The organism is Pontibacter vulgaris (assembly GCF_022758145.1).
GTDB lineage: Bacteria > Bacteroidota > Bacteroidia > Cytophagales > Hymenobacteraceae > Pontibacter > Pontibacter vulgaris.
Window position 1 is genome coordinate 155,645 of sequence record NZ_JAJVDH010000005.1, and the last position, 15,292, is coordinate 170,936.

The following is a 15,292-nucleotide window of genomic DNA, read 5'->3' on the forward strand; positions in this document are numbered from 1 at the left end:
ACAATTAACAATGGATGCAGGAAAACGAACTATAAATGACATCTTCAACGGGAACAGAGTATTAGAAATCCCATTTTTTCAGAGAGCTTACGTTTGGGGTAAGAACCAATGGGAGAGGCTCTTAGAAGACATGGAGCTAGTATCTTCTTCTAATAAGCCCTACTTCTTGGGTTCTGTAATTTTGAAGCAGCAACAAACCCATAGTAGTAATGCTATTGGTGATATGAGAACTTTAATTGATGGACAGCAGAGATTAACAACACTTAACATATTCTTCAAAGTGTTGTGCTTGAAAACAGGCAAAAATTCATCTTTTGAAAGAAGATTTAAACTTGAGAATGACAGAGTGGCGCTATGGCACAATCATAACGATATAAGGTCTTTTGAAAAGGTTCTTAATCTTCAGTCTTTAGAGGATATTAAGGGTGACAATAACATTCTTGAAGCTTATAACTTCTTTAAGGAAAATGCAGACCCTGCAAAGCTAGACTGGCAGACTATCCTCAACAATATCATGTTTGTAGGGATTGACCTAGGTGTAGATGAAGATGAACAACAGATTTTTGATACCATTAACTCACTAGGGGTAAGGCTAACAACTGCTGAACTATTAAAGAACTATTTCTTTAGCCGTAACGAATTATCTGAGTATGATACTTACTGGAAGAATATTTTTGAGAAAGACGATGATACGAAAAGGTATTGGGACAGAGGGGTTACTGCTGGTAGGTTCAGAAGAACATTTATTGACCTTTTCTTTTATTCATTCTTGCAAATAAAGATTCAACAAGACGATTTAAAAGTAAGAACCGAAGATAAACTAGAGTACTCTAAAGTAGAAACGCTGTTTGATTCATACAAGAATTTCATAAAAGGCTATGGCATTGACAAAAAAGCGCTGTTAGCAGAAATCAAAGTGTATGCAGAGCTATTCAGAGAAAATTTTGATGCTGATATTGTTGATAGGGAATTAACAGCAGAGTATGGAATTGAAAGGATAAATGCTATCATTTTCGGGCTAGATACTACGACATTAATACCATATATTTTGTATGTCTTGAAAAACGTTCAAGACCAGCAGCAACAAGCAGACCTGTTTGAGTTTATAGAAAGCTATGTAATGAGAAGGATAGTGGTGAATGCAACAACTAAAAACTATAACCAACTTTTCACCGACAGGCTCATATCAAATCAGATTTTGTCAAAAGAGCAGTTCCAAGAATTCTTGAGCAATCAGGATGATAGAGTAAACTACCTGCCAAACAATAAAGAACTAAAAAGAGGCTTTGATGAAGTAGTGCTTATTAATAAGCAAGCAGCAGGTATCATCTATTTCCTAGAGTCTAAAATTAGAAATAGAAGTAGACAAGCTACACAACTCTTAGGAATAAGTAGGTATAGTTTAGAGCATCTAATGCCTAAAAAGTGGGAAAATAAATGGCCTAGTGTTGCTACAAAGGAAGAGAAGGATACTAGGAACTTTAAACTCAAAACATTAGGTAATTTAGCAATTATCACTCAATCGCTTAATGCTTCTATTCGTGACTCTGATTGGCAAACTAAGAGGCATGGCAATGGCAATAGGCAAGGTTTGATACACTTCTCAGGAGGTATTGAGACTCTTGCGCCTTACTTAGCCATTGATGATTGGAATGAGGAAGAAATACAGAAGAGAGCTAATTCACTTTATGATATAGCTACTGAAGTTTGGAAAGAGGAGGAGTCCCTGGTTGCTTCTTAGTTAAGTATAGCTAGTTGCATTAGTAAAACAAAAGAGTCATAGTATACCCATGACTTTTTTGTTTTACCCTTCATTATCTACTTATAATCTATAGAATCTATTGCATGCTCATGATAAGAGCATCATGGAGAAACAGTTGAGTATTACATACTGCTAAATTATAGTTACTATGAAGCACTCTGTTAGCCTAGAGGTGTGTCCAGTTCTTCCAGTTTACAATTCTCCAAATAGTTGGTTTTGAAACACGAAAAAGTTTTACTAATTCTGATGATTTAACACCTTTACTATATGCGTTTCTGATGAATAGTACTTCAGATTCTATTAATTTCGAATTTGGTTGGTTACTACCTCTAAGATGCCTCCCTTCTCTTGCAGCCTTTTTTACATTTTCTGAACGTGTCAAATACTGAAGGTTCTCAAGTGTGTTGTTTTCTTTCCTTGAGTCAATATGGTCAACAATTAATGAACTGTCATTTGTAGGCTTTAATGTTTTCAAAACTAGCCTGTGAACATACTCCTGCTTACTATTAAGAGTCACCACAAAATAGCCTGACTTTCTTCTAGTCTGTTTCTTTAGTTGGCAGGTAATATTATCTCTAACGTTTCCAAAGTTCGATACTGCAAACTGGCCTCCATATCCTTTTATATTTTTGAATGTTTCCTTCATGACTTCTTATTTATAATAAATAGTCATGGATTCAGATTTTACATCTGTCAGACAAATATATTTTGATTTCTTATGGAAGAAGTAATGTACTACATCTTCATCTCAAGCATGTGCTCATACAACTGCTTCTTGTTAGGCAGGTGCTTAGCTAGTTCAGCCCAAAATTCCTTGGAGTGGCTTTTAACTACTGTGTGGCAAAGCTTGTATACTAATCAGGTAAATAAGCATCGTTTAAGGCTGCTTTAAAGCCTAATAGTTGAGAATGATGGTGTTGCTTTGATAGTAAGGTGAATGCTTCATATCCTTTGTTTTGTATAGGCATCTTAGTTAGAACGCATATTTTTTAAAAAATTTTTGCTCAAAAAAATGTGGTTGTGCAGTCACTTTTCTGGAAAGCTAGAGTGGAGTATAGAATTTTATAAATCTGAATTTTTGAAACGGAAAATTTTCAAAAATTATGTTTACGTACTACCCCGTATTCAAAAAAAAATGTGGCTTTGTAGGAGAGGCAGGATACGGCTTACCCTATTAGTTATTTAAGTTCACCTCACTAGAGTTCTAGATAGGGAGGAGGGGATTTTGTGCCATTACTCCTTATTTGTAGTAGTATGGTGTTGCGCACGTCTGTATTGTCGTTTAGATTGCTTGCTTGATGGTTAAGCAACTGGAAAAGTAGTAGTTATTTCAGCTAGAATTACAGTAAAGTACTAAATTACCTCGTTTAACCCAGTTTCGGAACGCATAGTCGTTACAGGTTTCCCCGTATTGTATGGTTCATACAATGGGGTTGTGACAGTTTAGTAGTGTTTTAGACATTAGTCATAGTTAGAGAAAAGTGTCACAAATGCCTTTTCAACTAATAGTGGACCTAAAGAAAGGTTTATTGAAATGTGCCATTTATTTATCAGTATCTATCTCTGTTTCTTGTATCTTTCTTTCTGCTAAATCTCTAGCAAAATCAAAAAAGACGTTATACGCAGGTGTAAATGAGAATCTTTCGTTATCAGTTCTATCAATAATATTTTTTGAAGACATCGTTTTTACCAGTTTACGCCTTGCCTCTGAATCCTTAATGTGATTATTGGAGCCAATTAAATCTGAAAAGGAAGAGTTATCGAAAATAGCATCAACTTCTTCAAAAGAAAAGTCTCCATACTCGAATTGGTCAAGGAAATTTCTACCATCTTTATCTAGCTCGTAACAAAGAATAGCTATAAAAATGCTTATGTCCCTAGATAAATTCTCGTTAGTCTCATCTGAAAGTAAGTAGCAGTAATTTTGCTGAACTACGAGTTCATGTCCAAATGAACGACTGAAAAAGGATAAATAATAATCCCTATTTTCTATAATTGTATCAAAATGTTTTTCTTTAGGCAAAACAAATTTACCATTCATTAAATCTCCGACAATAATATTGTGATAATTAGGGCAATCAAATTTCATTGTTTTGTACGATTATCTTAGGTAGAATAAATACTGAATTATTTGTTTGAATTTTAGTGGATTCAGCTTCTGCGCTGTTACTTATTACTAACTCTTCTTCAAAGAGAAGGGTAGTTAATGAAAGAAGCTTTTCGTTCGTTAACTCTCCTTGGTCTAGAAGTGATAGTTTACACCATTCAAAGAAATCATCTACAGGTAAAGAAGAGACTAAATTCTGTTTAAATAGACTTTTATTAAATATCCATCTATTTACTTCTGTTAAATTTTCCTCAATGAAAACATCTTCTGTTTCAGTGAATTGCTCAAAATATTCCTTACAATTCAGGTTAAATTTAGATGAAATTGGTGTTAGTCTTTCCGTCTTAAACAATTTAGGAGATTCACTTTTATAGGGGTTCTTTATGAATTCTAACCATCCAGTTAAGACTAAAGATTCAGTTCTTATTCTATCAATAAGCGGTATAAGTTCATTTAAAAGGATTTTGGACTGAAGAAGTAGCTCATCATTCGTTTGATTTAACTGGAAGTACAACTTTTCAAATTCATTTCTAATTGTTTCTTCAGTAAGTGTTAATCGGATATGATTAGCATACTCTGAGATAGCGAAAAGTCTATTAGCTATTGATTCTGAATGGTTAACATCGAGGATTTTATTAAGTGGAAGAATATAATGTTCTGTCCAAAATGAAGCTTTCTGTATTTTTTCTCTATAATCTATTTTATTGACATTGGCTTTTAGATTCCTTGTTTCAGATAGTAAGCGAATCTTATTTCTATCAATTGACTCAGAAAATTCTTTGATTTGATAGGAGAGAGCACTAAGCCTATCTAGCAAAATGTTTTTATCTCCGTTTATGCCTTCTTTTATCTTTCTAAACAACTCAGAAATAGCAACACCATACTTTTCAATTTCATCAGGTAACAGAGGTCTGAACTCATAAAGCAAAAACTCTATTAGGTTGAAATAAATATCTCTCAATTCATAGTCTTCTTGAACTGGCTTGATGATTTTATAATCAAAAAGTTGTTTTCTAATCCCTTCAGCATTATTCCGGCTGCAAATTATTTCAAATATTTCCCTTTTAATGAGTCGTTCATTTTTTTGAGTTTCATAGAGGTCTCTTATTATTCCAAAATGTGTTGCAATAAATTTTAGAATTGATACTGGTTCTACTTTAATCATTTATCAGAACCTCCTGTTCAAGAAATTTATTGGACTTCTGTAGTAATTCTCTAATCGATACCACTTCAGGTAAGTTTGATTCTAAAACTCTCTTACTGGCCCTTTGCTTACCCTTTAACTTACTTGAATACATGCCAAATAACTCATCAAAGTTATTAGGGATATACAGCGTTGCATCAGGATGTTCACTCTTTATTCTTAAGAATTCATCTAGCCCATTAAAATCGTAATCTACAAAGACAAGTACTTCAGCGCACTCTATATTTTTGATAGCTTCTACACCTACTCTTCCATATGAATGTAAATAAGTCCATTCTTTACCAAGCAATCTTTCTGCTTTCATGAAAGTATCTTTATTCTCAACAAAGCAAACTTTTGATGCTCTGATTTTGGGTTGTACTATTCCAAATAAGCCGTAGGATGTAGTAAAATCTTTGATGTTAACCATTTCATCATTGATACTGATAAATTCAAAGCCTCTAATAAAGAATACAGGGAAAATACTGGTTCTTCTAGCCTTTGAGCTTCTGTATTTCTTTATATTATTACTTTTGGTTGGTATTAGCTCTTCTGTAGTAGGAAAGTTTACACTAAGGAAGTTATCATAAAGCTCATGCTTTTTTACAACTATTTTTGAACCCCTTCCAGATTTCACAATATCAATTATTCTAGCGCCTAATAAATTTGAAAAACTTGTTGAGCTAGTAATACTTTTAGATACTTTATTTAACGAAACCTCTTTAGTTTTTAAGCTAGTATAAAAGTTAAAGTCAATTTGTTTCATGTAGTAATAGTTTCTTTTGAAAGATAACGTTTGGTTGTTTTTCACTCACGTTAACTTTTCCACCTTTAGATGGTCTAAATAAAAGGATATACTTATCAAAACCATCTAAAATAGTTTCATCGGGTGAAGCACAAATAGGAATGAAATTGTGGCTCTGACAGAATTTAAATAGCTCTCTTCTATTTTGACCATCTATTGTTGCAATTTCATCAACAAACACAACAATCTTATTCTCCTTGTCATTAATAGCAAGACGATTTATAACAGACATCATTATTATTAATCTTATCATTCTGTCTGTTCCATCAGACTCAACCTGGTTCTTTAGGTCAACCTTTTTCTCTTTACCACCTTTGATAAGCTTGAGTTCAATATCAAATAGCTCATCGAAATCAATTCTTTTTGAGCTATCTAACCATGAATTGAGAATTTTTAAGTTGTCCGATTGACCGAAATCAAATTCTAAATTACTCTTCAAGTCTTGAATTGTGCTTATCCTTTTCAATTCATCGATTAAGCTAGAGTTACTTATAAGGTCAATCTTGAGTGACTCTATATCGGAGAATTTGGTTTTACTCAGTTTATTGTTGAATTTATTATAAATGAATTCTTGGAACTCATTGTATCTCCTTAAAAGAGAAGCAGCTGGGTTAGCAAACTGTACGGAAATGGCTTGTAAATACCCATCTATACTTGTTAACTTATTAGGAATACAAGCAATTTCCTCTTCAACATTTTTAATGAATTCATCCTCACTTGCTACAGTACTTTTTACACGTTCTTTTAACTTCTCAAAGCTCCTGTCCTTATCATACTTAAGGTCTTCCCTTTCTTTATTGATTAATTTTATTTTTCTGTAAAGATTATCTAAACCTTCTGTTGTATCATATTCTGAAGGAGTAAGATTAATTGTTTCAACAAATTTCTTTTGTTCAAAAATCTCTTTAATACGGCTTTCATGTTCAGTTTTCTGCTCAACTAGAACATTGACAGCTATAGTTTTCCTATCTATATCCTCAATTAAAATATTTATTTCTCTTTCTAGTTTGTCTTTGGACTCTGAAAGGATTTTTAATTCATCATAAAGTGTAGTTAAAGTCTCCTCAACTACAAATTTTGACTCAACTTTAGCAATGTTATTCTTGTAATCCTGAATAGATATTTCTACTGAACTAAGTTCCTGCTTTGTTTTCTCAAAATCTTGAGCAATTGGAAGTAGTTTTTGATATTCTATAAGTTCTTTTTCAGACTCTTCTAACTCTCCTGTTAGCTTGCTTAACGATGCTACAGGAACACTTTTTAATTCGTGATGTAATGAAATTTCTCCATCAAAAAGCTGCATAATGGAGCTAATACTATCAATTTTCTTTATAACATTACTATTTGTTAATGTGCTAAGGAAATCCTGAGAAATGATGTAATTTATATTTCCTTTGATTTCTGGATTATCGCTAATACTGTGAATTAATTGATTCGAGAAATTATTAACCTGCCTTTTTTTGTTTTGAATCTGCTCTTTCAGATTTGCTATTTTGTCATTTATCTGAGAAACTGATAGTTTTTGTGTTTCTATCCTTGTTAATCTAGTCTCAAGTTCTTTACGCCTAACATCAAGATTATTAAGTGACTCTTTTAGAAATTCAATAGGCTCTAAATTTTCAATTTCTGTTAATTTACTTTTGTTTTCAGCAATAAGAGTATGCTTTTGCTCAATGTCTCCCTCAGTTTTACCTATATTTCTATTTAGCTTTTGCTGATTTGGTTTTAATTCTTCATTTAACTCATTAGTTATTCTTTCTGCTGATGTCTTTTTTTCAATTATTTTGTATTCTAGGTCAGCTTTAGTATAAGAATATTGGTTGTCATAGGCGAAAATTAATTCTGAAACTGTCTTCTCTTTTATTCTCTGTTGCTTTACTATTTCTCTGAATTCAAAAAACTCTTTTTTTATGCTCTCAAGTGTTTTTATTTCATCATTTGCTCGAAGGAGGTTAGCAATATCCTTTTTATCTTTTTGAGAGAAGTTAATACCATCTTTATCTCTAGAATCAGCAATTATTAATGTTTCCTTGAGAGTTTTATTATTAATAAGTTTAGAGTTTATCAAGTATCTGTAGACTTTACTGAAGTTGTTACTCAGACCATCAGACACTACAGAGTTCTCAAGCCAGACAGCAGCATTAGTCCTCTTACCACGTTGATAAATAAAATTAAATACTTCAGATTTATTTTTGAATTGGTATAGCTCTATTCCTCGAGTCGAAAGTCTTTCACGTACCTCTTCAAATTTGCGAACTCTTTGTTGTTCTTGGTTTTCTAGAAATATTCCTTCTTCATACTCGTTATCAAAGCGATAATACTCTAAGTCTCCATCTATTCCTCTCTTAACAAGTATACAGTAGTACCTTTGCTTGAAGATTTCAAATATTAGATAACTATTTAAAGGGCTTGGGAAGTAGTGGTGAAGTGTATCCTTTTCACTCCTGTTACCACTGAAAGACATCTTTTTACCATCTATGATGAATAAAAAGTTTAAAGTATAAATAAGTGTACTTTTCCCTATATTATTGGGGCCTACAAGTTGTATAGAGCTACAATCATCCATTCGGATTGATGCTTTACCGTAAACCGCTGAATTTAGTATTACAAGTCTTTTTAACATTTATGCGAAATATATTTTATCAAATATCTCTCAAGATTGCAGCGCATAGGAGAAGGGCTGGTTTTATGCTATCTGCTATAAAAAGAGCATGAATTAATTATAATTCTAATATATGAAAAACTTTATTCATTGAGAGATAATAATATTCAGTAACCTCGGTTGGAGCAGATTAAGTCTTTATTCTATCGTTACAGGTTTCCCCGTATTGTATGGTTCTTGCAATGGGTTGTGACAGTTTAGTAGTGTTTGAGATATAAGTCGTAGTTAGAGAAAAGTGTCACAATTTGAAATAAAAAGCCTGCACAATTATCTGATGCAGGCCTTTATTTTATGTTATAAGACACATACTTTTTACTCACTGAAGTCAGTATCCATTATTAATCTGTATATCTCATCCTTAATATCAATCGTTGAGTGTTTATATCCTGTACTGGTTCTAGGTTCATTTTCAACTATCCTGTACCCATATTTATCAGTTTCAAGAGCTTGCTTTAACTCATACTCTAAAGCACCTTTTTTGATAATAGTATACTTACCTTCTCTATCTCTCTTGAGTAGGAGGAATTTCTTAACCTGCTGTACTGCCTTCACAAGAGTAAGATTTGATGCCTGTGATTTTCTCCCATTAATTTTAGAGTGAATGCGCTTAACCAATTCTAATATCTCTAGTGAAGAGTATTTTTTGCCTACTTCAAAATGACTGATGAATACATCAATAAAACTGGTTGGAACAAGGCTTTGGCTTGCATTATTTTCAATGTAGTACTGAATTAGCAATTGTAACCTGAAGTTGTTCCATGCTTTGGTTGAAGAATACTGTTCTAGTATAAAGGGTATCTTTTTTTCATCAATACATAATTCATGTAAGAATAAATATCTAGCTGCTAGTTCAAGTTTGAATGGTGTTCCTCTTTTGGTAAGGGTAATTTCTTGAGCATAATCAAAACCTTCTTGGCTAAGTAGTTCCAACGTTGTTTTTAGCTGTTCATCCCTCTCATCATTGGCTGTCTTCCTGTCTTCCTTTAATTTATCTGCTGTAATATCTTTACTAAAATGTTCAGTAGGGGCAAGCGCCACATCATAGCCATAGTTTGAGATATTACTTATGTAAAAGGCAGGATTTTGTATTTCAACTTTTTTCCATTCCTGAAAGGCTTTATTCGCAACCGCTAGGTTATTAACAGTCACTTTTTGCTCTTTACTGCTAGGTATATTAATTAGCTCGTCATCACCACCAACAAACTTATTTGCAACCATACTGTTAAACTGTATTGATTCAATATCCAGCCCTTCAGCAATCAAGTTAGTTCTAGCTCCCTCAAAAGCTACTGCCAGTTTTTGAGCTTTAGTGTGTAGTAACTGCTCCATTTGTAGTCTTTGCTCGTTGTTCATTTCTTCGAAGCTATAATTACCTTCTGAATTTAGATAACAGAAAGTGACTGGTACACTTTTTCTGACCCTGTTAATAATTTGCTCAGTAGTTATGCTATCAGTACTTGAAATGAGATGTACGCAGAAGTCACTTTTGTCTATCAGACTAATACCTTCTTTAAAGAGGTCTGTAACTACTATGCCTCTTACTCCATCAGGTAAGTGACCAGTTAATGTTATGTTTTTTTGTACCCTATCGTTTTTCTTATCTGCATGAATAGGTATAAATTCACCATGCCCTAATTCAGTAAATAGCCTAGCAACAGACTCTGATTTGTCTTTTTTGTTTAGGTATACTAAATGTAGTGTGTTTGGATTGTTCTTAATCCTTTCAGCAGTGCTTTGTATAGCATCATCAGTAGGAATGATATTAAACTGACCTAGTTTCTTGTTTCTGCTTTTTATGACTACTCTTTCAAAGTTTGAGAATGGTGCAGTGCTTGTTGGTATCCAAGTACCAGACATGAGAACTACCCTTTTGAAGTAGTCAATATTTTCACAAATCTCTGATAACGCTTTGTTTCTGTAGCTCACTGATGAAGACTGCACCATGTTATGAGCTTCATCAATCCATAGTTCGTACTTGCTGATATTGAGAATTTTTATAAGCTTGTTTATACACTCATATGTTCCAACAAGTACCTCATCATGCTTATAAACCTGTACTCCACTATAAACTGCTTTTATACCATGTTCTTTCTCTACTTGAATAGCTAGAGCTATAGTAGGGACTAACATAATTCTCCTACCTGATGCAACTTTAACAAAGTATGTTGTCTTGCCGCAGTTTGTTGGTGCTTCAAGTATAAGTAACTCAGTATTTGGTATACTAATTTCGCTTAGGTAATTATCAATAAAAATTATATTCCCTTCAATCCCTGGGACATAAGTACTAGGCTGCTCCAACTGTTTCAATACTGGTGATATATAGTCAGCCAAATATTGTCTGCCTCTGTATGGAGAACTGCCAAAGTCACTCTTTAGGCGCTCATATACATCAATAAGTGTTCTTCTATGTTCCTCGAATTGATGCAGGTTTATTCGACTGTCTAAGTTGTGTAAGGCTGTCTCTAATTGAACCCCAAACTTATTAAGTAAACCTCCAACACTTAAAATATAACTGTGCCTTGTACCAGCTTCAAAACGTTTCCCTCTTTTCTGTGCGATTCGAAGCGCATACGAAATAGCATCTTCTCCAATTTGGGCAGGAGTTGTTTCTAGGTCCTCAGAACTGGCAACCTCTAGTTGTAACTCAAGTACACCTGATGAATTGTCGTTTTTCTGGTTACAAGGCTTATAAGTCTGTATTTTATCAAAATTTTGCTTGAGGAGAGAGTTGTACTCTAAATCTTGGTCGTATGATGTAATTCTAAGACGTGTTATATCCTTGCAATTATCAATACGAACACCTAGCTCTGCAAAATCCTTTTTAAAGCTATTAAAGGCTAAATCATGGTCTTCAGGTACTATTTTGTAGAGTACACTAATTCCATGAGATACAGTGCGCCAGCTAGCTAACCAAAATGGTTGAAGCTTTATCTTGTTCAGAAGCCCTTGAACATTTCGCTCATCCTCAAAAAAGGCAGTATTGTGCTTTACATCAATATCTACATTGAATATACCTGTATGACACTCAATGTTTCCTTTGGTTCTTCTGCCTCTGAATATGGCTGAGGGGGTGATAGCAGGCATGCTTTCTTTTAGTGCCTTTGCCGTTTCCTTATTCTTCTCCTCTCTAATCCTTTGGATTAAGGTCTTATTACTAGTTCCTGTCCCTGTCTTTATATCTTCTAGGAACTGTATTATTGTGATTTTTCTGGAGCTTTTACCCTTTACTCTTGAGTATAGACTTACTGTCGGTATGTAGGGTTTAGTTGATAGTAAACCATTGGTTAGACTATAATAAATATTGGTTACAGCATGAGCACCTAGGTTTATTACTTTATGCTTTCTATAAGTGTCGCATGTAGTACTATTAGTGATTGTTGAATTTTGTTGTGCTTCATCATTTCTATATTTATGTACAAATAAATGCGACACTTTACCTGAATTACGGTATAATGTCATTTCAATTCTCTTGTTATTAATAAACCATCTTGCTGCTTCTTAAAGCAGTATTTTTAGTTTAGGTTAAAATTCAATTTCTTTTGACTGTTCATCAGTCTGCACCTTGCGTGCTTTACGGGTTCCATGTATTGTCAAATTGATACGTTAGTTGTCTTTCCCCCTTTCTTTTTGGTTGTATAATCGTTTTCACACTAGTTGACCAACTGGTTTAACTAATATTATATCCAATTCAGGAGAATTAAAAAGCGGGTTAATAAAAAAAGTATAAGTGCCTGCCTACAAGGTTGTAAATCTTAAACGACCGTTTGTGATTTATAACTTTTGCATTAAGTTTGTGATATATACTGGTGATAAGATATATGAACTACATAGCCTACTATAGAACCTCAACCAAAGAGCAGAGCTTAGGTATCAATGCCCAGCAGACTACTGTTATTAAGTTTTTGAAATCAGATGATTCTCTTATTGCAGAGTACACCGAACAGGAGTCAGGGAAGAATGATAAGCGTGTTGAACTGGCAAAGGCTATTGAGCATTGCAGAGCCACCGATTCCACTTTACTTATTGCTAAGCTAGATAGGCTTTCTCGTAATGTATCATTTATTTCACAGTTGATGGACCAGAAGGTTAAATTCAAGTGTTGTGACATGCCTGATGCAAATAACTTCACTATACACATTTTCAGTGCCCTAGCGCAGCAAGAGAGAGAACTAATCTCAACACGTACTAAAGCCGCTCTTTCTGAACTCAAAGCCAGGGGTGTAAAGCTAGGCAAGCCTGAGAACCTCAATCAATCGGCCAGAATGAAAGGAGTAGAAGCAATCAAAGCTAATGCTGAAATGATGAATAGGCAGGTAACAGAGTTTATAAACCTATACAGGGAAAAAGGTATGACCTATGATTCTATTGCAACTAAGTTGAATGACCTAGGCTATAGGACACGCTACAAAAAGAACTTCAGTAAAGGTACAGTCAAAATAATGCATGATAGATACAAGGAATTTCTAGTTGTTGCTTAAGTCAGATATTTTAAAATAGGAGAGTAACCAAAATATAATTTACTCTCCTACATTCTTACCTAGTGCTTTTTAATACCCGCATGATAATAGAAGTCTGGCCTAATTGGTAAATTCGTATCAGGGAAGTTTAAGATGAAATCAATATAATCTACATAAGAGTTTAAACCTAGTCTATCTCTTTCATTAATATAATCATACCATTTAGGATAGCTTAATCTTCTTTTTTCCTGCCTTCCGATGAAGCGAACTAAATCGTTTGCAGCCCTGTCGGGTTCTAAAATAAGTATTGGCCCTGTAGGCTTAACATTTTCTAGCTTATACTTTTGTGCTAGGAAAGCTTGAGCTAATAGGTTTTCTTCTATTTCGGCATAACGCATAATTAGAAAGATGCGAGCACTAGTATCAGTATCTGTACTGTAACAATCCAATTCATATAAATGGTCTTTTTGACCATCTAAAGAATTTTTATCTCCCAATATAGGGTCGTAATCTACATTTAAGTCATTTCGATTAGAGTTAACTCTTAATAAGTCCGCTGCCTTTGATAAACAAACCTTTTTGTCCTCTATTAAATCTATTTCTCCTGAAGGATGGATTATAACATTTCTTGCTTTGTCCATAATTTTCTTTTTGTTAAATATCTATTTGTAGAAAAGCAGAGGCCCCTGAGTCATTTTCTGATACAAATCTATGTCTCATTTTTTGAAAATAAAAATCCCTGAGAATTGTATATTACCTGTATAGTTTTTAGTGTGTTAAAATATTTATACTTGCTAAATAGCGTTGTTTATTGAAAAAATGGGTTTTTTAAACCGAATCCGAAGATTTCAATTCTTAATTAAGAATTGAACTTAATTAAGGGTTTAAAGTGCAATTTTTTTTGTCAAAAAAATATTTTTAATTTTTTTTGAAGTACAGATTTTCAGGGCTAGGCAGGCACATAAAGCCTGCTAGCGGATTACATAGAGGTAAACTATATAGGATTAAGAAGGGTACTTACTCCCTGTACTTCTCCCTTAGTGGTTGTAATGCGCTTGAGATGAACTCATCTTTCACTTTTGCATACACTTGAGTTGTGTGTATATCCGAATGACCTAGAAGCTCTTTCACAACTTCCATTGGTACATTATTTTGTAGAGCTATAGTAGTAGCAAAAGTATGTCTGCCTAAGTGTGTAGTGAGCTTCTTGTTAATCCCTACTATATCTGCTATCTCCTTAAGGTAAGCGTTGAACTTCTGATTTGAGGGTAGCGGTAAAATGTTGCCTGTTCTTATGACCTTGTCATGGTCCGCATACTTATTTAATATCGCTTTTGCAGGAGGTAGGAGAGGGACTTTGCATAGTGAGCCTGTTTTCTTTCTGGAGACAAAAAGCCATTCTTCTCCATCAATCCCTAATCGTATATTTTCTTCCCTAAGTGACGATGCATCTGAGAATGCTAGACCTGTGTAGCAAGAAAAGATAAAGAGGTCTCTAATAACATTTAATCGTTCTGTGGAAAACTGTTTTGACTCTATTGCTACAAGCTCATGCTTAGTTAGCGGCTCAACAAATACCTTCTTCTTTTTAATGGAGTAACGTAAAAATGGGTCTTTGTCAAGAAAGTCATATTGTAGCGCAATGGTTATTGCTTTTCTAAGCTTCTGCATGTGCTTTATGCAACCATTCTGTGTGCAGCCTCCCTTAGTCTTGAGGTATAGTTCATATTCTGTGATGAACCTAAAATCAAGCTCTTTTAACCTTATGTCTTTAGCTAGATATTGCGCTTCAATATATTTGTGTAGTTGCCTTTGAGAAGCTAGGTAGTTCTTATATGTACTCTCAGTGTACTCATTGCCAATCAACGATTTTATATCATCCACCATTTTATCAAATATATCAAGAAGTGTAGGCTGCTTTTCTTCAACTCCTGTAACTCCATTTTTTATCAAAGCTAGCTCTATTTCCTTCCCCGCTTCAATTAGCTTATTGTATTGTTGCTTCGCCCTAATCGTTAATAGGTCTATGGTGTCATTGACAACGCCTGCTACGTCACCTTTACCTTTTACTCTTCCTGTATTACTGCTCCATGAGGAAGGCTTGATGAAGTGCTTAGTTGCAATTTCAGCACGTTTACCATTTACCATAATTCTTAAATACACAGGGACTTCTCCAAGCTTGTTTTGTTTGGTTCGTCTGATGATAGCTGATACCGAAAATGTGTGAGTGTTTTGCATGGTCTTCATAAGTTTTTGAAGCCCTTTCAAAACTGAGGGAATGCGCAGGTAAGTTATTGGTAGCCAGAGAAAAAAAGT

General features: G+C 34.0%; 10 protein-coding genes and 1 pseudogene. 2 read left to right on the top strand and 9 right to left on the bottom strand.

The window, feature by feature from the left end:
• The first annotated feature begins 10 nt into the window (after nt 1–10).
• The gene (locus tag LWP20_RS13080; RefSeq protein WP_242928601.1) at nt 11–1,741 is read left to right on the top strand and encodes a DUF262 domain-containing protein; all 1,731 of its coding nucleotides are present in this window, start codon (nt 11–13) and stop codon (nt 1,739–1,741) included.
• A 187-nt stretch (nt 1,742–1,928) separates the two neighbouring features.
• Here LWP20_RS13080 and LWP20_RS13085 read toward each other — a convergent pair whose 3' ends face one another.
• From LWP20_RS13085 to LWP20_RS13110, 7 genes and pseudogenes are all read right to left on the bottom strand, one after another.
• Nucleotides 1,929–2,408 carry an HNH endonuclease gene (locus LWP20_RS13085; protein ID WP_242928602.1) on the bottom strand — a complete coding sequence of 160 codons (480 nt, stop codon included), beginning with the start codon at nt 2,406–2,408 and terminating at the stop codon, nt 1,929–1,931.
• Nucleotides 2,409–2,497: 89 nt separating this feature from the next.
• Nucleotides 2,498–2,596: pseudogene (locus LWP20_RS18390) on the bottom strand (M48 family metallopeptidase); the annotation flags it as partial.
• 709 nt (nt 2,597–3,305) lie between these two features.
• Nucleotides 3,306–3,851: a condensin complex protein MksE gene (locus LWP20_RS13090; protein WP_242928603.1), complete on the bottom strand. Its 546-nt coding sequence runs from the start codon at nt 3,849–3,851 to the stop codon at nt 3,306–3,308.
• A complete protein-coding gene (locus tag LWP20_RS13095; RefSeq protein WP_242928604.1) occupies nt 3,841–5,034 on the bottom strand; it encodes a hypothetical protein in 1,194 nt (397 codons plus the stop codon). Before LWP20_RS13095 ends, LWP20_RS13090 begins: the two co-directional genes overlap by 11 nt.
• Nucleotides 5,027–5,818, bottom strand: coding sequence for a hypothetical protein (locus tag LWP20_RS13100; RefSeq protein WP_242928605.1), 792 nt, complete (start codon nt 5,816–5,818; stop codon nt 5,027–5,029). The genes LWP20_RS13095 and LWP20_RS13100 overlap by 8 nt, the downstream gene beginning before the upstream one ends.
• Nucleotides 5,805–8,480, bottom strand: coding sequence for a coiled-coil domain-containing protein (locus LWP20_RS13105; protein WP_242928606.1), 2,676 nt, complete (start codon nt 8,478–8,480; stop codon nt 5,805–5,807). The genes LWP20_RS13100 and LWP20_RS13105 overlap by 14 nt, the downstream gene beginning before the upstream one ends.
• A gap of 351 nt (nt 8,481–8,831) precedes the next feature.
• On the bottom strand, nt 8,832–11,978 hold the full coding sequence (locus tag LWP20_RS13110) for a BT4734/BF3469 family protein (protein ID WP_242928607.1): 3,147 nt from the start codon (nt 11,976–11,978) through the stop codon (nt 8,832–8,834).
• 359 nt (nt 11,979–12,337) lie between these two features.
• Here LWP20_RS13110 and LWP20_RS13115 point away from each other — a divergent pair, with 359 nt between their 5' ends.
• Nucleotides 12,338–12,997 carry a recombinase family protein gene (locus LWP20_RS13115; RefSeq protein WP_242928608.1) on the top strand — a complete coding sequence of 220 codons (660 nt, stop codon included), beginning with the start codon at nt 12,338–12,340 and terminating at the stop codon, nt 12,995–12,997.
• Between the two features lie 59 nt (nt 12,998–13,056).
• On the opposite strand, the gene LWP20_RS13120 is transcribed toward LWP20_RS13115, so the two are convergent.
• Nucleotides 13,057–13,617: a hypothetical protein gene (locus LWP20_RS13120; protein WP_242928609.1), complete on the bottom strand. Its 561-nt coding sequence runs from the start codon at nt 13,615–13,617 to the stop codon at nt 13,057–13,059.
• A 376-nt stretch (nt 13,618–13,993) separates the two neighbouring features.
• Complete coding sequence (locus LWP20_RS13125; protein WP_242928610.1) at nt 13,994–15,223, bottom strand: site-specific integrase; 1,230 nt, start codon at nt 15,221–15,223, stop codon at nt 13,994–13,996.
• Nucleotides 15,224–15,292 lie beyond the last annotated feature (69 nt).

Excerpts from the sequence above, each read along its gene's own strand:
- LWP20_RS13080 (WP_242928601.1), top strand. The coding sequence starts at position 11 with ATGGATGCAGGAAAACGAACTATAAATGACATCTTCAACGGGAACAGA.
- LWP20_RS13085 (WP_242928602.1), bottom strand. The coding sequence starts at position 2,408 with ATGAAGGAAACATTCAAAAATATAAAAGGATATGGAGGCCAGTTTGCA.
- LWP20_RS13090 (WP_242928603.1), bottom strand. The coding sequence starts at position 3,851 with ATGAAATTTGATTGCCCTAATTATCACAATATTATTGTCGGAGATTTA.
- LWP20_RS13095 (WP_242928604.1), bottom strand. The coding sequence starts at position 5,034 with ATGATTAAAGTAGAACCAGTATCAATTCTAAAATTTATTGCAACACAT.
- LWP20_RS13100 (WP_242928605.1), bottom strand. The coding sequence starts at position 5,818 with ATGAAACAAATTGACTTTAACTTTTATACTAGCTTAAAAACTAAAGAG.
- LWP20_RS13105 (WP_242928606.1), bottom strand. The coding sequence starts at position 8,480 with ATGTTAAAAAGACTTGTAATACTAAATTCAGCGGTTTACGGTAAAGCA.
- LWP20_RS13110 (WP_242928607.1), bottom strand. The coding sequence starts at position 11,978 with ATGACATTATACCGTAATTCAGGTAAAGTGTCGCATTTATTTGTACAT.
- LWP20_RS13115 (WP_242928608.1), top strand. The coding sequence starts at position 12,338 with ATGAACTACATAGCCTACTATAGAACCTCAACCAAAGAGCAGAGCTTA.
- LWP20_RS13120 (WP_242928609.1), bottom strand. The coding sequence starts at position 13,617 with ATGGACAAAGCAAGAAATGTTATAATCCATCCTTCAGGAGAAATAGAT.
- LWP20_RS13125 (WP_242928610.1), bottom strand. The coding sequence starts at position 15,223 with ATGAAGACCATGCAAAACACTCACACATTTTCGGTATCAGCTATCATC.